Source organism: Streptomyces broussonetiae (assembly GCF_009796285.1).
GTDB classification, from domain to species: Bacteria; Actinomycetota; Actinomycetes; order Streptomycetales; family Streptomycetaceae; genus Streptomyces; species Streptomyces broussonetiae.
The window spans coordinates 7,146,936-7,164,461 of sequence record NZ_CP047020.1 but is presented as its reverse complement, the minus strand read 5'-3'; the positions used below and the strand labels follow the sequence as shown (position 1 = coordinate 7,164,461).

Genomic DNA, 17,526 nt, shown 5'->3' with positions numbered 1-17,526 from the left:
GCGGGCGGCACACCTGTCAGAGTCGTCTCCATGCAGGTCTGGCCTGGAGAGGCGTATCCGCTCGGCGCCACCTATGACGGCGCCGGAACCAACTTCGCGGTCTTCACGGAGGCCGCGGACCGAGTAGAGCTGTGTCTGCTGCACGACGACGGCTCGGAGACGGCGGTGGAACTGCGGGAGAGCGACGCGTTCGTGCGGCACGCGTACGTGCCGGGCGTGATGCCGGGACAGCGCTACGGGTTTAGGGTGCACGGTCCGTACGACCCCGCGCGCGGGATGCGCTGCAACTCCGCGAAGCTGCTGCTCGACCCCTATGCGAAGGCGGTCGGCGGTTCGGTCCGGTGGGGCGAGGAGGTGTACGGCTACCACTTCGGCGCCCCGGAACGGCGCAACGACCTGGACTCGGCGCCGCACACCATGACGTCGGTGGTGATCAACCCGTACTTCGACTGGGGCGACGACCGGCCGCCGCGCACCGAGTACCACCACACGATCATCTACGAGGCGCACGTCAAGGGCCTCACGATGCGTCACCCGGGGCTGCCGGAGGAGCTGCGCGGCACGTACGCGGCGCTCGCGCACCCCGTGCTCCTCGAGCACCTGACCGAACTGGGCGTCACGGCCCTGGAGCTGATGCCCGTACACCAGTTCGTCAACGACCACCGGCTGGTGGATCTGGGGCTCAACAACTACTGGGGCTACAACACCATCGGCTTCTTCGCCCCGCACAACGCGTACGCCTCCTGGGGCGACCGCGGCCAGCAGGTACTGGAGTTCAAGTCCGCCGTCCGGGCGCTGCACGAGGCCGGGATCGAGGTCATCCTGGACGTCGTCTACAACCACACGGCCGAGGGCAACCATCTGGGACCGACGCTGTCCTTCAAGGGCATCGACAACCCGTCGTACTACCGGCTCGCGGACGACCCCCGCTACTACATGGACACGACGGGCACCGGGAACTCGCTGCTCATGCGGTCACCGCACGTGCTCCAGCTGATCATGGACTCGTTGCGGTACTGGGTCACCGAGATGCATGTCGACGGCTTCCGCTTCGACCTCGCGGCGACGCTCGCCCGGCAGTTCCACGAGGTGGACCGGCTGTCGTCGTTCTTCGACCTGGTGCAGCAGGACCCGGTGGTCTCGCAGGTGAAGCTGATCGCCGAGCCGTGGGACGTGGGCGAGGGTGGCTACCAGGTGGGCAACTTCCCGCCGCTGTGGACGGAGTGGAACGGCAAGTACCGCGACACGGTGCGGGACCTGTGGCGGGGCGAGCCGCGCACGCTCGCGGAGTTCGCCTCCCGGCTGACCGGCTCCTCCGACCTGTACCAGGACGACGGCCGCCGCCCGCTCGCCTCGATCAACTTCGTCACCTGCCACGACGGCTTCACCCTGCACGACCTCGTCTCGTACGACCAGAAGCACAACCAGGCCAACGGCGAGAACAACCGGGACGGCGAGAGCCACAACCGGTCCTGGAACTGCGGGGCGGAGGGCGAGACCGACGACCCGGACGTGCTCGCCCTGCGCACCCGCCAGATGCGCAACTTCGTCGCCACGCTGATGCTGTCCCAGGGCGTGCCGATGATCAGCCACGGCGACGAGTTCGCCCGCAGCCAGCGCGGCAACAACAACGCCTACTGCCAGGACAACGAGCTGGCGTGGGTGCACTGGCCCGACGCCGGGAGCAAGGCCGACAGCGAGCTGCTGGAGTTCACGCGCGCGATGGTGTGGCTGCGGCGGGACCACCCGGTGCTGCGGCGGCGGCGCTTCTTCCACGGACGGCCGGTGGAGGGCACGCACGACGCGCTGTCCGACATCGCCTGGTTCACCCCGGAGGGCGGTGAGATGACCCAGCGGGACTGGGACTCCGCGCGGGCGTCCGCGCTGACGGTGTTCCTCAACGGCAACGCCATCTCCGAGCCCGGCCCGCGCGGGGAACGCGTCACCGACGACTCGTTCCTGCTGATGTTCAACGCCTCCCCCGGACCGCTGGAGTTCCTGGTGCCGGTCGACCACGGCCGGCAGTGGCAGGTCGTGGTCGACACGGCCCACCCGGAGGGGGTACCGCAGGGCGGCGGGGCGAAGGTCGGGGCGGGCGACCGGATCACCCTGCCGGACCGCAGCCTGACGGTGCTGCAGCGGCCGGCCTAGGCTCCGGCGCCTCAGGACGTCGTACGGGCCGGCTCGTCCTTCACGCGCGCGTGCGGGTCGTGTCCGGCCCGTCCGGAGTGCACCGTCGGACGGGCCGTCAGGGCGATGACGAAGGTGAGCGCGGCCGCCGTGCTCGCCACCGCGAACGCCGCCGTGGGCCCGTAGGCCTCGGTGAGGCGGCCGGTCACGGCGACCGAGAGGGCCTGGCCGCCGACCAGGGCGCTGGTGGCGAGCGCCATCGCCTCGGCGAGCCGGGCGGGCGGCACCGCGCGTTCGGTGAGCGCGAACACCGTGATCAGGTGCGGCGCGTAGGCGACCCCGAGCACGGTGACCACGGCGTACAGACCGGGCAGACTCGTGATGCGCAGCAGCGGCAGCGACAGCACGAGGGCCGCGGCCGTGGCCAGCCGCCAGCGCAGCGGCAGCCCGAGACGGGCGGGTACGGCGGCCATGGCGAGCCCGGCCACGGCGCTCATCACGCCCATGGCGGCGTACACGAGCCCCGCCTGGTTCTCCTGTCCGAGCCGGGTGGTGAGCGCGGTGATGCCGGACTGGCAGGCGCCGAACATGACTCCCTGGAGGGCGAGGGAGGCGCGCAGATGAGGGACACAGCTGGGCATGGGGGCGGGCGCGACCGCGGCACGCGCGCGTGCCGGGTCCCCTTCCTCGCGCGCGGGCGCCACGGCCAGGGCGGTCGGATGGAGGGCGAAGGCGCTGCCGCACACGGCCACCAGCACGGCCGCGCCGCCCATCGCGTACGCCGGATGGGCCAGGACCGAGGCGAGTCCGACCAGGGCCGGACCGAGGACGAAGGACATCTCGTCCAGGGTGCTCTCGAAGGACAGCGCGGCACCGACGGTGCTCTCGGGGGCGCCGGCCCGGCGGGCGAGCGCAACCAGCCGGGCGCGGGCCAGCGGGCCCACGAGGGGCACGGTGCCGCCCGCGGCGGCCCCCAGGAGGGCCAGGACGGCCATGGGCAGGCCCGCGAGGGCACCGGCCACCAGGGCCGCCACCGCGAGCGCGTTCGCGAGCGAGAACGCGAGCACGACCCTGCGCTGCCCGTGCCGGTCCGCGAGCCGGCCCACCAGCGGCCCGCAGACCACCTGGCCGAGCGCGAGCACCCCGCCGGTGAGTCCCGCGGCGGACAGGGAGTCACTCGTCCGGACGACGAGCAGCACGCTGCCGAACTGGACGGTCGCCGTCGGCAGCCGCCCCAGGAACGACACGCCCGGCAGCAACGGCCCGGTCAGGGCGATCACCTGACGGTAGGTGTCCCGTGTGCGGTGCCGGTCCGGCTTCCTCGTCGTTCCCATTGCCCGAACGTAGCCATGCGTGTGGGAGCGCGTGCAGGGACCGATGACACGAAACCGGGCGGGCTGGGTACGTAGGTTTCCATGACGTCTGCGCAACCCGGTCCGGGGGTGCCCACGGCCACCTACCGGCTGCAGCTCCAGCCCGCGTTCCCGTTCGCCGCCGCCGCGGCGGCCGTGCCGTACCTGGCGTCGCTCGGCGTCTCGCATCTGCACCTGTCCCCCGTTCTCGAGGCCGTGCCCGGCTCCGCGCACGGCTACGACGTGGTGGACCACGCGTGCGTGCGTGCCGAACTGGGCGGCGAGGAGGGCCTGCGGGCGCTGGCGCGGACCGCGCGGGAGCACGGGCTGGGCCTGGTGGCGGACATCGTGCCGAACCACATGGCGATGGCGCCCCGGCACAACCACGCCCTGTGGGATGTGCTGCGCGAGGGCCCTTCCTCGCCGTACGCGCGGTGGTTCGACATCGACTGGGAGGCGCAGGGCGGGCGCATGCTGCTGCCCGTGCTCGGCGGCCCGGTGGGCGCGGAACGCGACCGGCTCGTGGTCGACGGTGACGTGCTGCGCTACCACGAGCACGCGTTCCCGCTCCGCGCGGGCACCGAGGGCCTGCCCCTTGCCGAGGTGCTGGACGCCCAGTGGTACCGCCTGGCGTGGTGGCGGCTGGCCCGCACCGAACTGAACTACCGCCGTTTCTTCAGCATCTCGGAGCTGATCGGGGTGCGCGTGGAGGACCCCGAGGTGTTCGACGCCACCCATGCCAAGATCCTCCAGCTGCTGGCGGAGGGCGTGCTGGACGGACTGCGCGTCGACCATCCCGACGGGCTCGCCGACCCCGACGGTTATCTCGCGCGGCTGCACGAGGCGAGCGGCGGGCGCTGGACGGTGGTGGAGAAGATCCTCGCCGACGGCGAGCGCCTGCCGCCGTCCTGGCCCGTCGCCGGAACCACCGGATACGACGCCCTGCGCCAGGTCGACGGCCTGTTCACGGACCGGGTCGGCGCCGGTGAACTCCTCGCGGCCTACCGGCGGTTCGCGGCCCCGCAGACCGACCGGGGCGGGGACTGGGCGGCCACGGTTCGCCGGGCCGCCTACAAGGTGCTCGCGCACGAGCTGGCCGCCGAGACGGACCGGCTCGCCCGGGTGGCCGCCCGGCTGTGCGCGTCCTCGCCGGACCTCGCGCTGCGCGACCGGGCACCCTGGGCCCTGCGCACCGCCCTGGTGGAGCTGCTGGTGCGGATGCGGGTGTACCGGCCGTACGCCTCGGGCGACGCCGCCGCCGTCGTCACCGAGGAGGCCGCCGAGCAGGCCCGGCATGCCTTCCTCGTGCCCGAGGAGGCCGGGGCGGTCGACGTCGTGCGGCGGTTGCTGGTGGAAGCGGACGGGGCGGCGGACGGTGAGCTGCGCACACGGTTCGCGCAGACCGCGTCGGCACTGCGCGCCAAGTCGGTGGAGGACACGGCGTTCTACCGCTACGTGCCGCTGCTGTCGACGACCGAGGTGGGGGGCGATCCGGGCCGGCCAGGGGTGTCCCCGGAGGACTTCCACGCGTACTGCGCGCGCGTGCAGCGTGACTGGCCGCTCACCGGCACGGTCGTCTCCACGCACGACACCAAGCGCAGCGCCGACGTCCGCGCGGCGCTGGCCGTGCTGACCGAATGCCCCGAGCGGTGGGCGCGGTTGCTCGCCGAGGTGACGCTGCCGGAGGAGGGCGTGCCGGACGGGCAGCTGGCCTGGGCGGCCTGGCAGACGGTGTTCGGGCTGGGGCCCGCCGACGAGGAACGGGTGCAGGGGGCGCTGCTGAAGCATGTGCGCGAGGCGGGCCTGTACACCAGCTGGACGGAGCAGGAGCCGCCGTACGAGGAGGCGGTGGCCGCCTTTGTCGCCGTCGGGCCGTGCGGGCCGCCCGGCGGGCGTGTGACGGCGTTCCGCAAGGAGCTGGAGCCGCACGTCCGGGCCAACGTGCTCGGCACCGCACTCGTCCATCTGACGATGCCGGGGGTGCCGGACGTGTATCAGGGCACGGAGGGCGAGTACCGGACCCTGGTGGACCCGGACAACCGGCGGCCGGTGCCGTTCCCGCCCGAGGCACCCGGCGAGAAGGACACGCTGACGGCGGCGGCACTGCGGCTGCGCGCCCGGCGGCCCGCCGCCTTCGGTACGACGGCGACGTACACCCCGCTGCCCGCCGACGGCCCGGCGTCCGCGCACTGCGTGGCCTTCGTCCGCTCCGGCGAGGTGGTCACGGCGGTGACCCGGCTCTCCCTGCGCCTGGCGGAGGCGGGCGGCTGGCGGGAGACCCGGCTGGTGCTGCCGCCCGGCCGGTGGGCGGATGTGCTCACGCCGGGACGGGAGTTCACCGGTTCCGTGCGCGTGGCGGAGGTTTTCGAGCGGCTGCCGGTGGCGTTGCTGGAGCGGACGGGTGCGGGGTGAAAGAGGCCGGAGCTGCTCAGTCGGGGTGTGGTGTGCACAGGGCGGGGACCGGGGTCGGCCAGGTGGTGCGCAGGAGGTCGACGAAGGCCTCGGCGGCGCCGACGGGCGGCACGCGCGCGTAGACGGCCAGGGGCCGCCTCCAGGCCGGGTCGGGGGTGAGGATCACGCAGCCCTCGCCGACGGCCCCGCGCACGACGTCGGCCGACGCGACGCACACGCCGACCCCGGCCGCGGCCATGCGCACCGCCGTCGAGGAGTGCTCGGTCCATACGGCGGTCAGCGGCCTGAACCCGGCTTGCGCGCAGGCCCGGTCGAGGAAGCGCTCGCCGTGCACGACGGGTTCCAGCGCGCAGCGGACCCAGGCGCGGTCGGCGAGTTCCGGCAGCCGCACCGTCGTACGGCCGGCGAGCCGGTCGTCGAACGGAACCACCAGGACGAGTTCCTCCTCGCCGACGGGGACGACGGTGCCGGGCGGGTCGGCAGGGGGCGGGCCGAAGGCGAGGTCGGCGGTGCCGCGCTGCACGGCCTCCTCCAGCGCCTCGGCGGTGGCGTACTCGTGGAGCCGCAGCAGGACCCGGGGGTGGGCCGCACGGCAGCGCGCGAAGACGTCGGGCAGGACGCCGACGGCCAGCGAGTGCAGGGTCGCCACGTGCAGTTCGCCGCCGTCGGCTCCGGCGGTGGCGCGGGCGGCTCGGCGGGCCCGCGCGGCGCTGCGGACGGCGAGTTCGGGTTCGTCGTACCGGCCGACTGGGACCGGCTGGAGACGGCCGTACCGGGCGTCCACGTCGTCGGGGACCTGCTGCCGCCGCCGTCCCGCGGCCTCGCCCACGCCTCCTTCGCAGAAGGCCTGCTGGTCGCCGAGACCCTGGCCGCACTGCCGTCGGCGCCGGTCGACTACGCGGCCGTGCCCCGGGTGACGTCCTCCTCGCCGCAGACCGCCTCGGTGGGGCTGAGCGAGGCGGAGGCACGCGCGCGTGGGCACACGGTCGACGTCAACACGATGCCGCTGACGGCCGTGGCCAAGGGAATGGTGCACGGCCGGGACGGCATGGTGAAGGTCGTCGCCGAGGCCGGCGGCGGACAGGTGCTCGGCGTACATCTGGTCGGTCCACAGGTGTCGGAGATGATCGCCGAGAGCCAGCTGATCGTCGGCTGGGACGCCGAACCCGGGGACGTGGCCCGGCACGTGCACGCGCACCCCACGCTGTCGGAAGCGGTGGGCGAGGTGTTCCTGACCCTCGCGGGACGCGGCCTGCACCAGCAGTGAGCCCACGGCACGCAGGGGCCCGGCCGCACACCGGGACTTGCGTCCGGGCGCCCCCTCGTAGCCTCCCCGCCGCATGCTTGACAGTTCACCCATCCCGTGCGGGACTTGGAGGGCGAAGCCGGGCGGACGAGTCGGGGGTGAGTTTCCTGCCGGAGCTGCGCTATCCCAGCGTTCCCGAACTGATCGCCTCCGCACAGGCGTTGGCCGCTCAGGAACCCGGGCTGTGCTCGCTCAGGCGGGTGGGCGTCTCGCGCGCGGGAAGACCCCTGCACCTGCTGTCGGTGGGGCATGCCCGGCGAGCGGTGCTGGTGGTGGCCGGCGCGCACGCCAACGAGCCGACGGGGGGCTCCACCCTGCGGGTGCTGGCCGAACGCGTCCTGGCCGAGCGGGAGTTGCGGGCGAACACCTCCTGGCACTTCCTGCTGTGCGCCGATCCGGACGGCGCGAGTCTGCATGTGACCCCGGCGCCGCGCAGCCTGTTCGACTACCACCTGGGCTTCTACCGGCCGACGGGCGCGGAACAGCCGGAGTGGTCGCCGTCCGTGCTGCCGCCGGACCGGCTGCCGCCCGAGACACGTGCGCTGACCGGGGTGATCGACGAGCTGCGCCCGTACCTGCAGGTGACGCTGCACGGCACTGACCTGGGCGGCAGCTGGGTGCAGTTGACCAGGGACGTGCCGGGGCTCGCCGAGCCGTTCGCGAAGTCCGCCGCGCAGTTGCACATCCCGGTGGAGACGGGCGCCTCGGACGCCGCCGGCTGGCCGGCCGCCGGCCCCGGGGTGCATGTCATGCCGGGCCCGGAGACCGGCGTCGCCTATCCGAGCATGCCGGACGACGCACGGCACAGCACCTGGTACCACGCGCACCGGTACGGCGGTCTGACGGCCGTCGTGGAGGTGCCGATGTGGGCCAGCGACCTGGTGGACGACCGGGCTCAGCACCCGGCGCCCGCGGCGGCGATGCGGCGGCTGGCCCGTCGGCTGACCGGGGACGCGCGGGAGGTGGAGCGGATACTGGCCGAGGCGCAGCCCCGGCTGGACGGCGTGGACGGACCGCTGCTGCGGGCCTCGCGCTGGGTGCTCGGGCTGATCCCGGGTCTGGCCGAGGACTGGATCCACACCCCGCCGGCCGGTACCACGATGGCGTACGTGGGCAGTGTGGACGCCTTCGGGCGACGCCTGCCGCTGCGCGCGGCGGCGATGCTGCTGCGGGTGCTGCGGCAGACCGACGACCGGGCGGCGCCGCGGCTGGAACAGCTCGTCGCCGACTGGTGCGACGCCTTCGCGGTGCGCTTCAGGGCGCGCTGGGTGCCGTTGGAGCACCAGGTGGAGCATCAGTCCCGGACGGTGCTGGTGGCGGCGCAGCAGGCCCGGGAGCGGGCCCTGTGAGCCGTACCCGCCGACACCGGCCGTGCACGCACCGGCCGCGCTGCGGGCCACCCGGCCCCGCCCCCGCCGGCTGCCCCGCTCAGGCGTCCAGGGCGAAGACCGCTCCGGTGCGCGCGTTCATGACGCATGTGTTGGTGTAGGTCTGCCGGAAGTCGACCGGCCGTCCATTCCAGCGCCCGCGCGCGCGGGCGTTCACCGGGGCGTAGAGGGCCGGGCAGAACACTCTCCTGGCCGGGATACGGCCGATGTCTCCGTCCGCGGTCGTGAGTTCGGCGCACGCCTCGGCCGCCCGTGCGTGGCCCCTGGGCGGGTCGCACAGCAGCGTGGTGCCGCGCACGTCACCGGACGGGGTCTCGCCCCTGGTGACGGTCAGGCGGAGCCAGTTGCCGGAATCCTGGTCGTGGGGCGCCGCGTGGGCCGGGCCCGCGGCGAGGAGCCCGGTGGCCGCCAGCAGGGCTCCGGCCGCCACGGCCGCTCTGGTGAGGTACGTCATGCCCCCAGCATCGGCACCTGGGCCCGCGCTCCGCAGTCCGGCTCGTCCGGCTCACTCGAACGGGACGGCACCTGCGCGCGGGAGAGCATCCGTTCGAACACGACCGGTCGCCTCGTCGCCCCGTGCGCGCTCTCAGCTCAGGGCGAGCCGGAACCCCATGCGGCCGAAGGCGACCAGATCACCCTCGCGGACGACGACCGCACCGGTCACCCGGCGGCCGTTGACAGTGGTGCCGTTGGTGGAGCCGAGGTCCTTGAGGACCCACATGCCGCCCTCGCGGAACAGCTCGGCGTGCACACGGGAGACGGTCTCGTGGTTCAGGCGCAGCCCGTTGGCCGGGTCGCGGCCTATGCGCAGCGGGTGGGTGTGTCCCGGATGCGGCAGCAGCAGCTTGGGCAGCCGCTCGGCCTGCCAGGCCCGGCGCAGCCGTACGGTGAACCCGGAGACGGCCTCGACAGTGCCGAGGACCGCACGGGAGAGGCGGTTCTCGCGGGGCAGGTCGGCGACGAGGGAGGCCAGTTCGTCGGCATGGCGGGCGGCGAGCGCCAGCTCCATACGGCGCACGAAGGTGTCGTGCGACAGCCGGCCCTTGGCGACGCCGTCACGGAGCACCTGAAGCGCCTGGTCGCGCTCCGCGTCGGACAGCCGCGCGGGGTACGTGGAGAACTCGAAAGACGACGTCACGCTGGTGATTGTCGGTCAGCGAACCCCGGGTGTCCAGAAAACGGGGAATCGCCGCTCACGCGTGCGTGGGTTCCGCGACACCCGCCGGGGAAGGCCGAATTCGAGAGCTTATTGATCGTCCGGACGGCACGATGGGGGCCGCGGGACATCGTCACGGTGAGCAGACGAAGGGGAACCGTCCGTGCAGTTCGAGGTGTGGGCACCGCAGGCAGAACGAGTGACGCTCCATTGCGAGGGCGCCACGCGCGCGTTGGCGCGCGATCCCGATCGCACGGGATGGTGGACGGGAGAGGCCGAGGCGGCCGACGGCGCCCGGTACGGGTTCGCGCTGGACGACGGCCCCGTGCTGCCCGACCCGCGCTCGCGCCGCCAGCCGGACGGACCGGACGGACCGAGCGCGGTCGTGGACCACGGGCGGTACACGTGGCGCGCCCGGTGGCGGGGACGGAGGCTGCCGGGTGCGGTGCTCTACGAGCTGCACGTGGGCACGTACACCCCCGAGGGCACCTTGGACGCGGCCGCCGCGCGGCTGGAGCACCTGGTGGAACTGGGCGTCACCCATGTGGAGTTGATGCCGCTGTGCCCGTTCCCGGGACGGCACGGCTGGGGGTACGAGGGCGTGTCGCTGTGGGCGGTGCACGAGCCGTACGGCGGCCCGGAGGCGCTCAAGCGCTTCGTGGACCGGGCACACGAACTCGGTCTCGGTGTCGTGCTGGACGTCGTGCACAACCACTTGGGCCCGTCGGGCAACCATCTGCCAGCGTTCGGGCCGTACTTCACCGACACGCACCACACACCGTGGGGTGCCGCGGTGAACCTGGACGCGCCGGGCTCGGACGAGGTGCGCGCGTTCCTCGTCGGCAGCGCCCTGGCGTGGCTGCGGGACTACCGGATCGACGGGCTGCGCCTGGACGCGGTGCACGCACTGCACGACACGCGCGCGTACCCGTACCTGGAAGAGCTGTCGGCGGCCGTGGACGCACTCGCCGAGGACCTGGGCCGACCGCTGTCGCTGATCGCCGAGTCCGACCTGAACGACCCGCGGTACATCACCCCGCGCGCGGTGCACGGCCTGGGGCTGCACGCGCAGTGGAACGACGACTTCCACCACGCCCTGCACACCGCGCTGACCGGTGAGTCACAGGGCTACTACGCGGACTTCGCGCGCGCCCCGTTGGCCGCGCTCGCCAAGACGCTGACCGGCGGCTACTTCCACGACGGTACGTACTCGAGCTTCCGGGGCCGTCACCACGGCCGCCGGCTGGACCGCGCGCGCGTGGCCGGGCACCGGCTGCTCGGCTACAGCCAGACCCACGACCAGGTCGGCAACCGCGCCCAGGGTGACCGGCTCTGCGCCCTGCTCTCCCCCGGCCTGCTGGCCTGCGCGGCGGCGCTCACACTGACCTCGCCGTTCACGCCGATGCTGTTCATGGGCGAGGAGTGGGCGGCGGGCACGCCGTGGCAGTTCTTCACCGACCACACCGATCCGGAGCTGGCCGAGGCGGTACGGCGGGGCAGGCGCCGGGAGTTCGCGGCGCACGGCTGGGCCGAGGAGGACGTACCGGACCCACAGGACCCGGCGACCCGGGACCGCTCCGTCCTGGACTGGTCCGAACCGGAACGCGAGCCCCACGCGCGCGTGCTGGCCTGGTACCGGCGCCTGATCGCGCTGCGCCACGAACAGCCCGACCTCACCAACCCCGGCCTCGCGGACACGAAGGTGGCGTACGACGAGGAGGCCCGCTGGCTCGCCTTCCGGCGCGGTGACGTACGGGTGGCCCTGAACCTGGGCAAGGCACCGGTGGCGGTCCCGCTCGGCACCGGCCGGGGCGAGGTCCTCGCGGCCTGGGAACCGGTCGAGACCCCGGGCCCGAACGGCCTGCTCCACCTGCCCGGCGAGTCCTGTGTCGTACTGACCCAGGCCTGAGGCCGCGAAGGGGGCGGGGCCAGGATCGGGGACCCGGCGCCGCCCCATCTCACCGCCCCGCCCGCTCCTCCCCGCCCCGGCCTCCCCGCTGCTCGGGCGAGGTCCGGCGCGACGGCGCCGGGAATCCGTCCGGATTCCGGAGCCCCGGGACGGAAAAGGCCCTGACACCGTCCGGTCGGGCGGCCCTGCCCGTGCGCGGCCCCGGGCGGGCGGTGCCTCCGGGGCTCGGTCCGCCAGGTGTCGGGCCTACAGCTCCGAGTCGCCCTCCTTCAGGTCCGTCACCCGCTCGAGCAGGATCGGCTCCCAGGCGCGGCGCAGCTGGGTGCGCAGGAGCGGCAGGGGACTGTCGTCGCGGCCTTCCAGGCGGTCGGTGAGGCGGATGACGGTGTCGCAGCGGGCCAGCCACAGGCCGCGCAGGCAGGGGCGGGCACCGTAGCCGGCGAGGGTGGCCGCGCGGACCGCCGCCCCGGAGCCGACCGCGATGACGAGCCCGGCGATGTCCTCGGCGGGATCGCCCACCACCGCGTCCGTCCAGTCGAGGACGCCGCGCACCCTGCCGTCGGCGCTGACCACCAGATGCTCGCCCTTGAGGTCGTGGTGGACGAGCACGGAGGTGCCGGGCTGGGCGGCGAGCTGGGCCGCCCCGGGCGCGGTGAGCTGCAGCAGGCGCGTGGCGTCGAACTCGTCGTCGGCGGCGAGGCGTTCGGCCGCGTGCACGGCCATGCGGCGCAGCGCCTCCAGGGAGCGCGGGGCGGCGCGCGGCACTCCGAGGGTCTCGGCCTGCCGCACCGGCACCGTGCGCAGCCCGGTGAGCAGCCCGGCCAGGTCGGCCTCGCCGATGGCCGAGACGTCGTGCTGCTCGGCGGTGCCGCCGGGGATCAGGGTGTCGAGCGTGTAGGTGAGACCCGGCGCCCAGTCGCCGTGCGCGACACTGGCCGGGACGGCGACCGGGACGTGCGGCCGTACCAGGTCGCGCAGGCGCAGTTCGCGGCGCTGGCGCACGGACGCCTCGCGCTCGGGGGCGAGCCGCAGCACATGGCGGGTGCCGACCCACCAGGTGGAGTGCTCGCCGCCCTCCGTGACGGGCCGGACGTCGGGTCCCGCGCCGCCTGCGCCACCGGCCGCGCCTTCTTTGAGCAGCGAGCGGACCAGTCGGCGGACGGTGTCCGCGGTGGGTGTCGGTGCCTGGGTCATGAATCGCGCCGTAGCCGTTCGGGGAAGGGGTCGAGAGGGATCTCCCTGGGCCGGTCAGCCCACGATGACCATCTCGCGGGTGGTGTTGTTGAAACGACGGCCGCCGTCCTCGGTCACCGTGACGATGTCCTCGATGCGCACCCCGAAGCGGCCGGGCAGATAGATGCCGGGCTCCACCGAGAAGCACATGCCGGGCACGAGGGGCTGTTCCTCGCCCTCGATCATGTACGGAGGCTCGTGCGTGGTGACGCCGATGCCGTGTCCGGTGCGGTGGATGAAGTACTCGCCGTACCCGGCGTCGGTGATCACCGCGCGGGCGGCACGGTCGACCTCCTGGCAGGCGACGCCCGGCCGTACGGCCGAGAATCCCACCTCCTGGGCCTCGCGCACGATGTCGTGCACCCGGCGCTCCTCCTCGCTCGGCTCGCCCACGTGGACCGTGCGGGTGGTGTCGGAGCCGTAGCCGTCCTTCAGGCCGCCGAAGTCCAGGACGACCATGTCACCGTGCCGGATGACACGGTCGCCGACCTCGTGGTGCGGGTTGGCGCCGTTGGGGCCGGAGCCGACGATGGTGAAGTCGACCTGGGAGTGCCCGAAGCGGCGCAGCAGGCCCGCGAGGTCGTGGCCGACCTCGGACTCTCGACGGCCGGCGAAGGGAACCTTCCGGATCTCCTCGAACGTTGCGTCTGCAGCGGCTCCGGCCGCCGCGAGGAGTTCCAGTTCCGCCGCGTCCTTGACGGCGCGCAGCATGGGGAGGGCGTCGGTGAGAGCGGCGTAGGAGGTGTCGGGCAGGGCCCGCTGAAGGCCCAGCAGATGCATCGCCCAGGTGTTGTCGCTGATCCCGAAGCGGCCACGGCCCTCGAGCAGGGCGGCGGTGACGGCGTAGGGGTCCTTGCCGTCGGTCCAGTCGCGCAGGGTGAGCGCGGACGCGCCGACCGCGTGCTCGGCGTCCGGTGCCTCCAGGGTCGGTACGACGAGCACGGGATCGTGCCCGGGGGTGAGGACCAGCACCGTGAGCCGTTCGGTGACGGCGGTGGGCGTGTAGCCGGTGAGCCAGACCATGTCGGGTCCCGGCGCCACGAGCAGCCCCGCAAGACCGGCGTCGGCCGCGGAGCGCACGGCACGCTCCATACGGGCCCGGTGGTCGGCGGCGGTGAAGGGCTGGGGCGTGCTACCGGTCATCCGGTCCTCCGAGCGCGAGTGAGGGACGGGGCGATGCCTTGTCGTGCACCATCCTGCCTGGCTTCTGGTGCAGCAGCCTGCCCGGCCCGCCAGGGCCGCGCGAGCCGGTCGCCGACGCGTTTAGCGTGGTGCGGTCACGGCGGACGAGGCTCGGCATGGGGTCATCATGACGCGCGGGACGGACGGCGACCAGTGGGTTTGCGGGGGCGCTCGGGTGATGCGGGCTCGCCTGCGGTGCCGATCAGGTCACCACGCCCGGAACGACCGTCAACTGCTGGTATCCCCCACTGCCGTGACGCACGGTGAGGAGCACCGCCCGTCCCGGTCGGGCCCGGGCGACGGCCCGGGCGAGGTCGGCAGCCGTGTCGACGCGGGCCGGGCCGCACTGCAGCAGGATGTCGCCGCGGACCAGTCCGGCCGCGTAGCCGGGTCCGGGCACGTGCACGCCCACGACCAACGCGCCCACCTTCCCGGCGTCCACGGCCTCCACGCCCAGGGTCGCCCCGGCCGCTGCCGGGGCCGGGCTCGGGGTGGCGGCGGGGGTGGCCCTGGCCGAGGGCGCGGACGGCGGGGCCTGCTGCCGTAGTTCGGCGAGCTTGCTCATGCCGATCACCGTGGCACCGACCGTGCCGACACCGACGCCGGAGAGCACCAGCAGGGTGCCGGTGCACACACCGAACAGCAGGGTCCGCAGCCGCCGTCCGCGCCGGCGCGCGGCGTGCGGGCGGCGGGCGGAGCCGGGGCCGGTGGCCGGGCCGGCGCCCTCCCGCGGGTCCTGTCCGGGCATGGGCTTGGGACGCAACGCAGTCTGTTCCATGGTTCGCTCGCCTCCGGGTGATGCTCTACCCGGGACAGCGGGCCGCGACGAGACACGAACGAGTGAGACTGGCCGAAGGCCGACGCAGTGGTCGTCACACCCAGCCCCCGCCTCCCAGCCCCCAGCTCCTCGGACCTTCGTCCCACCGGCCCCTGCCTCTCACCCCGCACGCGACAGCCCGCTCACGCCCCGCCCGTCAGGCTCCGCGTGACGGCCGCAGCCGCTGCCCCTGGAGTTCGCGCGCAACGTGTGCGGGCTGACCGGGGCGGCACACGCCGAGAACGACCCGGACGCCACGGACCCGCTGATCGAGCCGCTGGCCTGCTCGCTGGTGGGCCACGAGGCGGCGGTGACGATCGGGCCGGGCTCGCTGGCGGAGTCCGTGATCGGCGCGCGGCGCACGGTCGAGCGGTACTTCTGCGGGTACGGCCCCACCCGCCACCTCGACACGCTGAGCGCCCACGGGCTGCGGTTCTCCGGGCACGACGAGGACGGCAACCCCCGGCTCGCCGAACTGCCCGGCCATCCCTTCCTCCTGGCGTCCCTGTTCCAGCCGGAGCCGGCCGGCGACGGCTCGTGCCCGCACCCGATGGTCCGGGCGCCGGCGCGAGCCGCGGTCGAGCACGCGAAGTCCGCGCTTGCCCGGCCGGCCTGAGACCCGACGCGCACGAGCCACCCGCCGACTCGGAACCCCGCTCAGCCCATGTGTCCCTCGTGGCCGCCGTGCCCGGCGCCGTGGTCGAACTTCATCGCCTCGGCCGGCATGACGACGAAGGGTCGCATCATGCCCATGTCCTCGTGCTCCAGCAGATGGCAGTGGTACATGAAGCGGCCGTACGCCCCGTCGAAACGGCCCATGACCCGCAGCATCTGACTGCCCGGGACCCGGAACACGTCCTTGTGTCCTCGCTCGTTGGGAGCGAGCGGGATCGTCCGGGCGGAGTCGTGGCGCAGCGGCGTACGGGTCCCGCCGACGGCCGGGTCGAAGCCCGAGACGTCGTAGGCGTCCCGGCCGAGCAGCTGGAAGTCGGCCAGATGGATGTGCATGGGGTGCACGATGGGCGCGAGGTTGAGGAAGCTCCACTGCTCGTAGCCACCCTCGGCGACGGTGAAGCCGAGGGCGTCGTTGAACGTCCGTGAGGTGCGCCGGTATGTCTTCGTACTGCCGTCTGGCCCGGTGACCTGCACGATGCCGTCGGCCGGAAGCTGCAGCCCGCCCGGGTCCGCGACCTCCGTCAGCTCCCAGATCTCCGGGTGGCCGCCGGCGCCCTTGGTGGCCGGCGGGGTGAGCAGAACCAGGCGGTGGCCGTGCGGCAGGTCATGGGTCAGACGGCGGAAGGAGCCGGAGAGCACCGCGGGCAGTTCGAAGGTGTCCTCCCCCGCGCACGACTCGCCGATCCGGAACTCCATCACCGCCGGGTGGCGCACGTCACCGGCCGGGTCGGGCACGCCCGCCGGCTGGTTCGGGCCCTTGTTCACCAGCCGCAGGGTCCGCCCCACGAGCGCGCGGAAGTCGACCAGCAGGTCGAAGCGCTCGGCCGGCGCGGCGGTGAGCGTGGGCAGGTCCGCGTCGAAGTCGACCGGCACCGGGCGGGGCAGGAGCCCGCCGTCGCTGCCGATCTGGTGCACGACGCCCGGCACCGGCTTGCCGTGCTCGTCGATCAGGACCAGCTCGAAGATGCGCGCGTTGGACGCGTTGACGAGCCGGAAGCGGTACCAGGCGGGGTCCACCTCGGCGTACGGCCAGATGCGGCCGTTGACCGTGGTGTACGGGCCGGTGAAGGGAATGGAGACCGGCTCTCCGGTCTCCGGGTTGCTCTGCTGGACGATCACCGTCTTGTGCAGCAGCCGGCCGTTGAGACGGCCGTCCTCGTCCGTGTCGAGGTTGCGGTCGGCGAGCAGCAGCGGGATCTCCCGCTCCCCGGACGGCAGATGAAGGGCGTCCTCCTCGTCGTCACGCAGGAGGTAGGTGCCGTACAGGCCCGCCATCACGTTCCACCGCGTGATGTTCATGGCGTGGTCGTGGTACCACCACTGCACCGCCTGGTGGTCGTTGGGGTACTCCGACAGCTGGGCGTCGCCGTGGCCGACGGCGTTGTCCGCCCAGCCGTCGTTGCCTCCGCCGGTCCGGGCGCCGTGCAGATGGGTCACCGTCCAGGCGGGCAGGGCGGCGACGTCCTTGTCGGGCTCGACGCCCGCGCGGCCCGGCTCGGTGCTGGGCGCCGGGGTGCCGGGCGCACCGGCGGGCACCTCGACGGAGGTGACCGGGTACTCGGCGTCCTTTGGCACGCGGTTGGTCCAGGCGATGCGGATGCGCTGTCCGCGCCGCACCTCGATGGTCGGACCCGGCACATGCCCGTCGTAGCCCCACATCAGGGTCGGCGGCAGCTGCGGGTGAAGACGCACCCAGGTCGGGCGCACGGCGATCTCGGTCTCACGCAGGACGTCGTCCGCGGCGGGACGCAGGACCGGCGGGACGGTCAACGGCATGGCGTACGGCGTCAGTTCACCCGCCACCGGAGCCTGCTGCCGCGTGGTCCCCGCGGCGAGCTTCTCCAACGCCTCGATGATCTCGGTCAAGTTCGAACACCCCCGTGTGTCCTTGACTCGTGCTGTTCCCCTTACCTCTCAAGACACCGCAAGGCACGCAAAAGTTCCCTGAATACCCTGATTCCGTACG

At 73.5% G+C, this 17,526-nt stretch carries 11 protein-coding genes and 3 pseudogenes; 6 read left to right on the top strand and 8 right to left on the bottom strand.

Features of this window, described 5'->3' with window-relative positions:
* Positions 1-30 precede the first annotated feature (30 nt).
* Positions 31-2,151 carry a glycogen debranching protein GlgX gene (glgX, locus tag GQF42_RS32950; RefSeq protein WP_158926003.1) on the top strand — a complete coding sequence of 707 codons (2,121 nt, stop codon included), beginning with the start codon at positions 31-33 and terminating at the stop codon, positions 2,149-2,151.
* 11 nt (positions 2,152-2,162) lie between these two features.
* On the opposite strand, the gene GQF42_RS32945 is transcribed toward glgX, so the two are convergent.
* Positions 2,163-3,464 (bottom strand): MFS transporter, encoded by a 1,302-nt coding sequence (locus GQF42_RS32945; RefSeq protein ID WP_158926001.1) that lies wholly within the window; start codon positions 3,462-3,464, stop codon positions 2,163-2,165.
* A gap of 81 nt (positions 3,465-3,545) precedes the next feature.
* On the opposite strand from GQF42_RS32945, the gene treY reads away from it, so the two are divergent.
* Positions 3,546-5,894 (top strand): malto-oligosyltrehalose synthase, encoded by a 2,349-nt coding sequence (gene treY / locus GQF42_RS32940; RefSeq protein WP_199272882.1) that lies wholly within the window; start codon positions 3,546-3,548, stop codon positions 5,892-5,894.
* A 16-nt stretch (positions 5,895-5,910) separates the two neighbouring features.
* Here the strand turns inward: treY and GQF42_RS32935 are convergent.
* Positions 5,911-6,624: pseudogene (locus GQF42_RS32935) on the bottom strand (LysR family transcriptional regulator substrate-binding protein); the annotation flags it as partial.
* On the opposite strand from GQF42_RS32935, the pseudogene GQF42_RS32930 reads away from it, so the two are divergent.
* Both GQF42_RS32930 and GQF42_RS32925 read left to right on the top strand, forming a co-directional pair.
* A pseudogene (locus GQF42_RS32930) lies at positions 6,616-7,161 on the top strand (dihydrolipoyl dehydrogenase); the annotation flags it as partial. The pseudogenes GQF42_RS32935 and GQF42_RS32930 sit on opposite strands and share 9 nt — an antisense overlap.
* 137 nt (positions 7,162-7,298) lie before the next feature.
* Complete coding sequence (locus tag GQF42_RS32925) at positions 7,299-8,549, top strand: M14 family zinc carboxypeptidase (protein ID WP_158925997.1); 1,251 nt, start codon at positions 7,299-7,301, stop codon at positions 8,547-8,549.
* A gap of 79 nt (positions 8,550-8,628) precedes the next feature.
* On the opposite strand, the gene GQF42_RS32920 is transcribed toward GQF42_RS32925, so the two are convergent.
* Positions 8,629-9,042 (bottom strand): SSI family serine proteinase inhibitor, encoded by a 414-nt coding sequence (locus tag GQF42_RS32920; protein ID WP_158925995.1) that lies wholly within the window; start codon positions 9,040-9,042, stop codon positions 8,629-8,631.
* Between the two features lie 132 nt (positions 9,043-9,174).
* Positions 9,175-9,726 carry a DUF1707 and FHA domain-containing protein gene (locus GQF42_RS32915; RefSeq protein ID WP_158925993.1) on the bottom strand — a complete coding sequence of 184 codons (552 nt, stop codon included), beginning with the start codon at positions 9,724-9,726 and terminating at the stop codon, positions 9,175-9,177.
* Positions 9,727-9,907: 181 nt separating this feature from the next.
* Between GQF42_RS32915 and treZ the strand changes: the two genes are divergently transcribed.
* Entirely contained in the window at positions 9,908-11,653 is a 1,746-nt protein-coding gene (treZ, locus tag GQF42_RS32910; protein WP_158925991.1) for a malto-oligosyltrehalose trehalohydrolase, read from the top strand.
* 246 nt (positions 11,654-11,899) lie between these two features.
* Here the strand turns inward: treZ and GQF42_RS32905 are convergent, their stop codons facing one another.
* The 3 genes from GQF42_RS32905 to GQF42_RS32895 all read right to left on the bottom strand — a co-directional run bounded on the left by GQF42_RS32905 (position 11,900) and on the right by GQF42_RS32895 (position 14,846).
* Entirely contained in the window at positions 11,900-12,847 is a 948-nt protein-coding gene (locus GQF42_RS32905) for an aminoglycoside phosphotransferase family protein (protein ID WP_158925989.1), read from the bottom strand.
* Between the two features lie 54 nt (positions 12,848-12,901).
* Positions 12,902-14,029: an aminopeptidase P family protein gene (locus GQF42_RS32900; RefSeq protein WP_158925987.1), complete on the bottom strand. Its 1,128-nt coding sequence runs from the start codon at positions 14,027-14,029 to the stop codon at positions 12,902-12,904.
* A gap of 241 nt (positions 14,030-14,270) precedes the next feature.
* Complete coding sequence (locus GQF42_RS32895; RefSeq protein WP_158925985.1) at positions 14,271-14,846, bottom strand: PDZ domain-containing protein; 576 nt, start codon at positions 14,844-14,846, stop codon at positions 14,271-14,273.
* A gap of 229 nt (positions 14,847-15,075) precedes the next feature.
* Between GQF42_RS32895 and GQF42_RS32890 the strand changes: the two are divergent.
* Positions 15,076-15,501, top strand: a pseudogene (locus GQF42_RS32890) (hypothetical protein); the annotation flags it as partial.
* A 41-nt stretch (positions 15,502-15,542) separates the two neighbouring features.
* Here the strand turns inward: GQF42_RS32890 and phsA are convergent.
* Positions 15,543-17,417: an O-aminophenol oxidase PhsA gene (gene phsA / locus GQF42_RS32885; RefSeq protein ID WP_158930849.1), complete on the bottom strand. Its 1,875-nt coding sequence runs from the start codon at positions 17,415-17,417 to the stop codon at positions 15,543-15,545.
* Positions 17,418-17,526 lie beyond the last annotated feature (109 nt).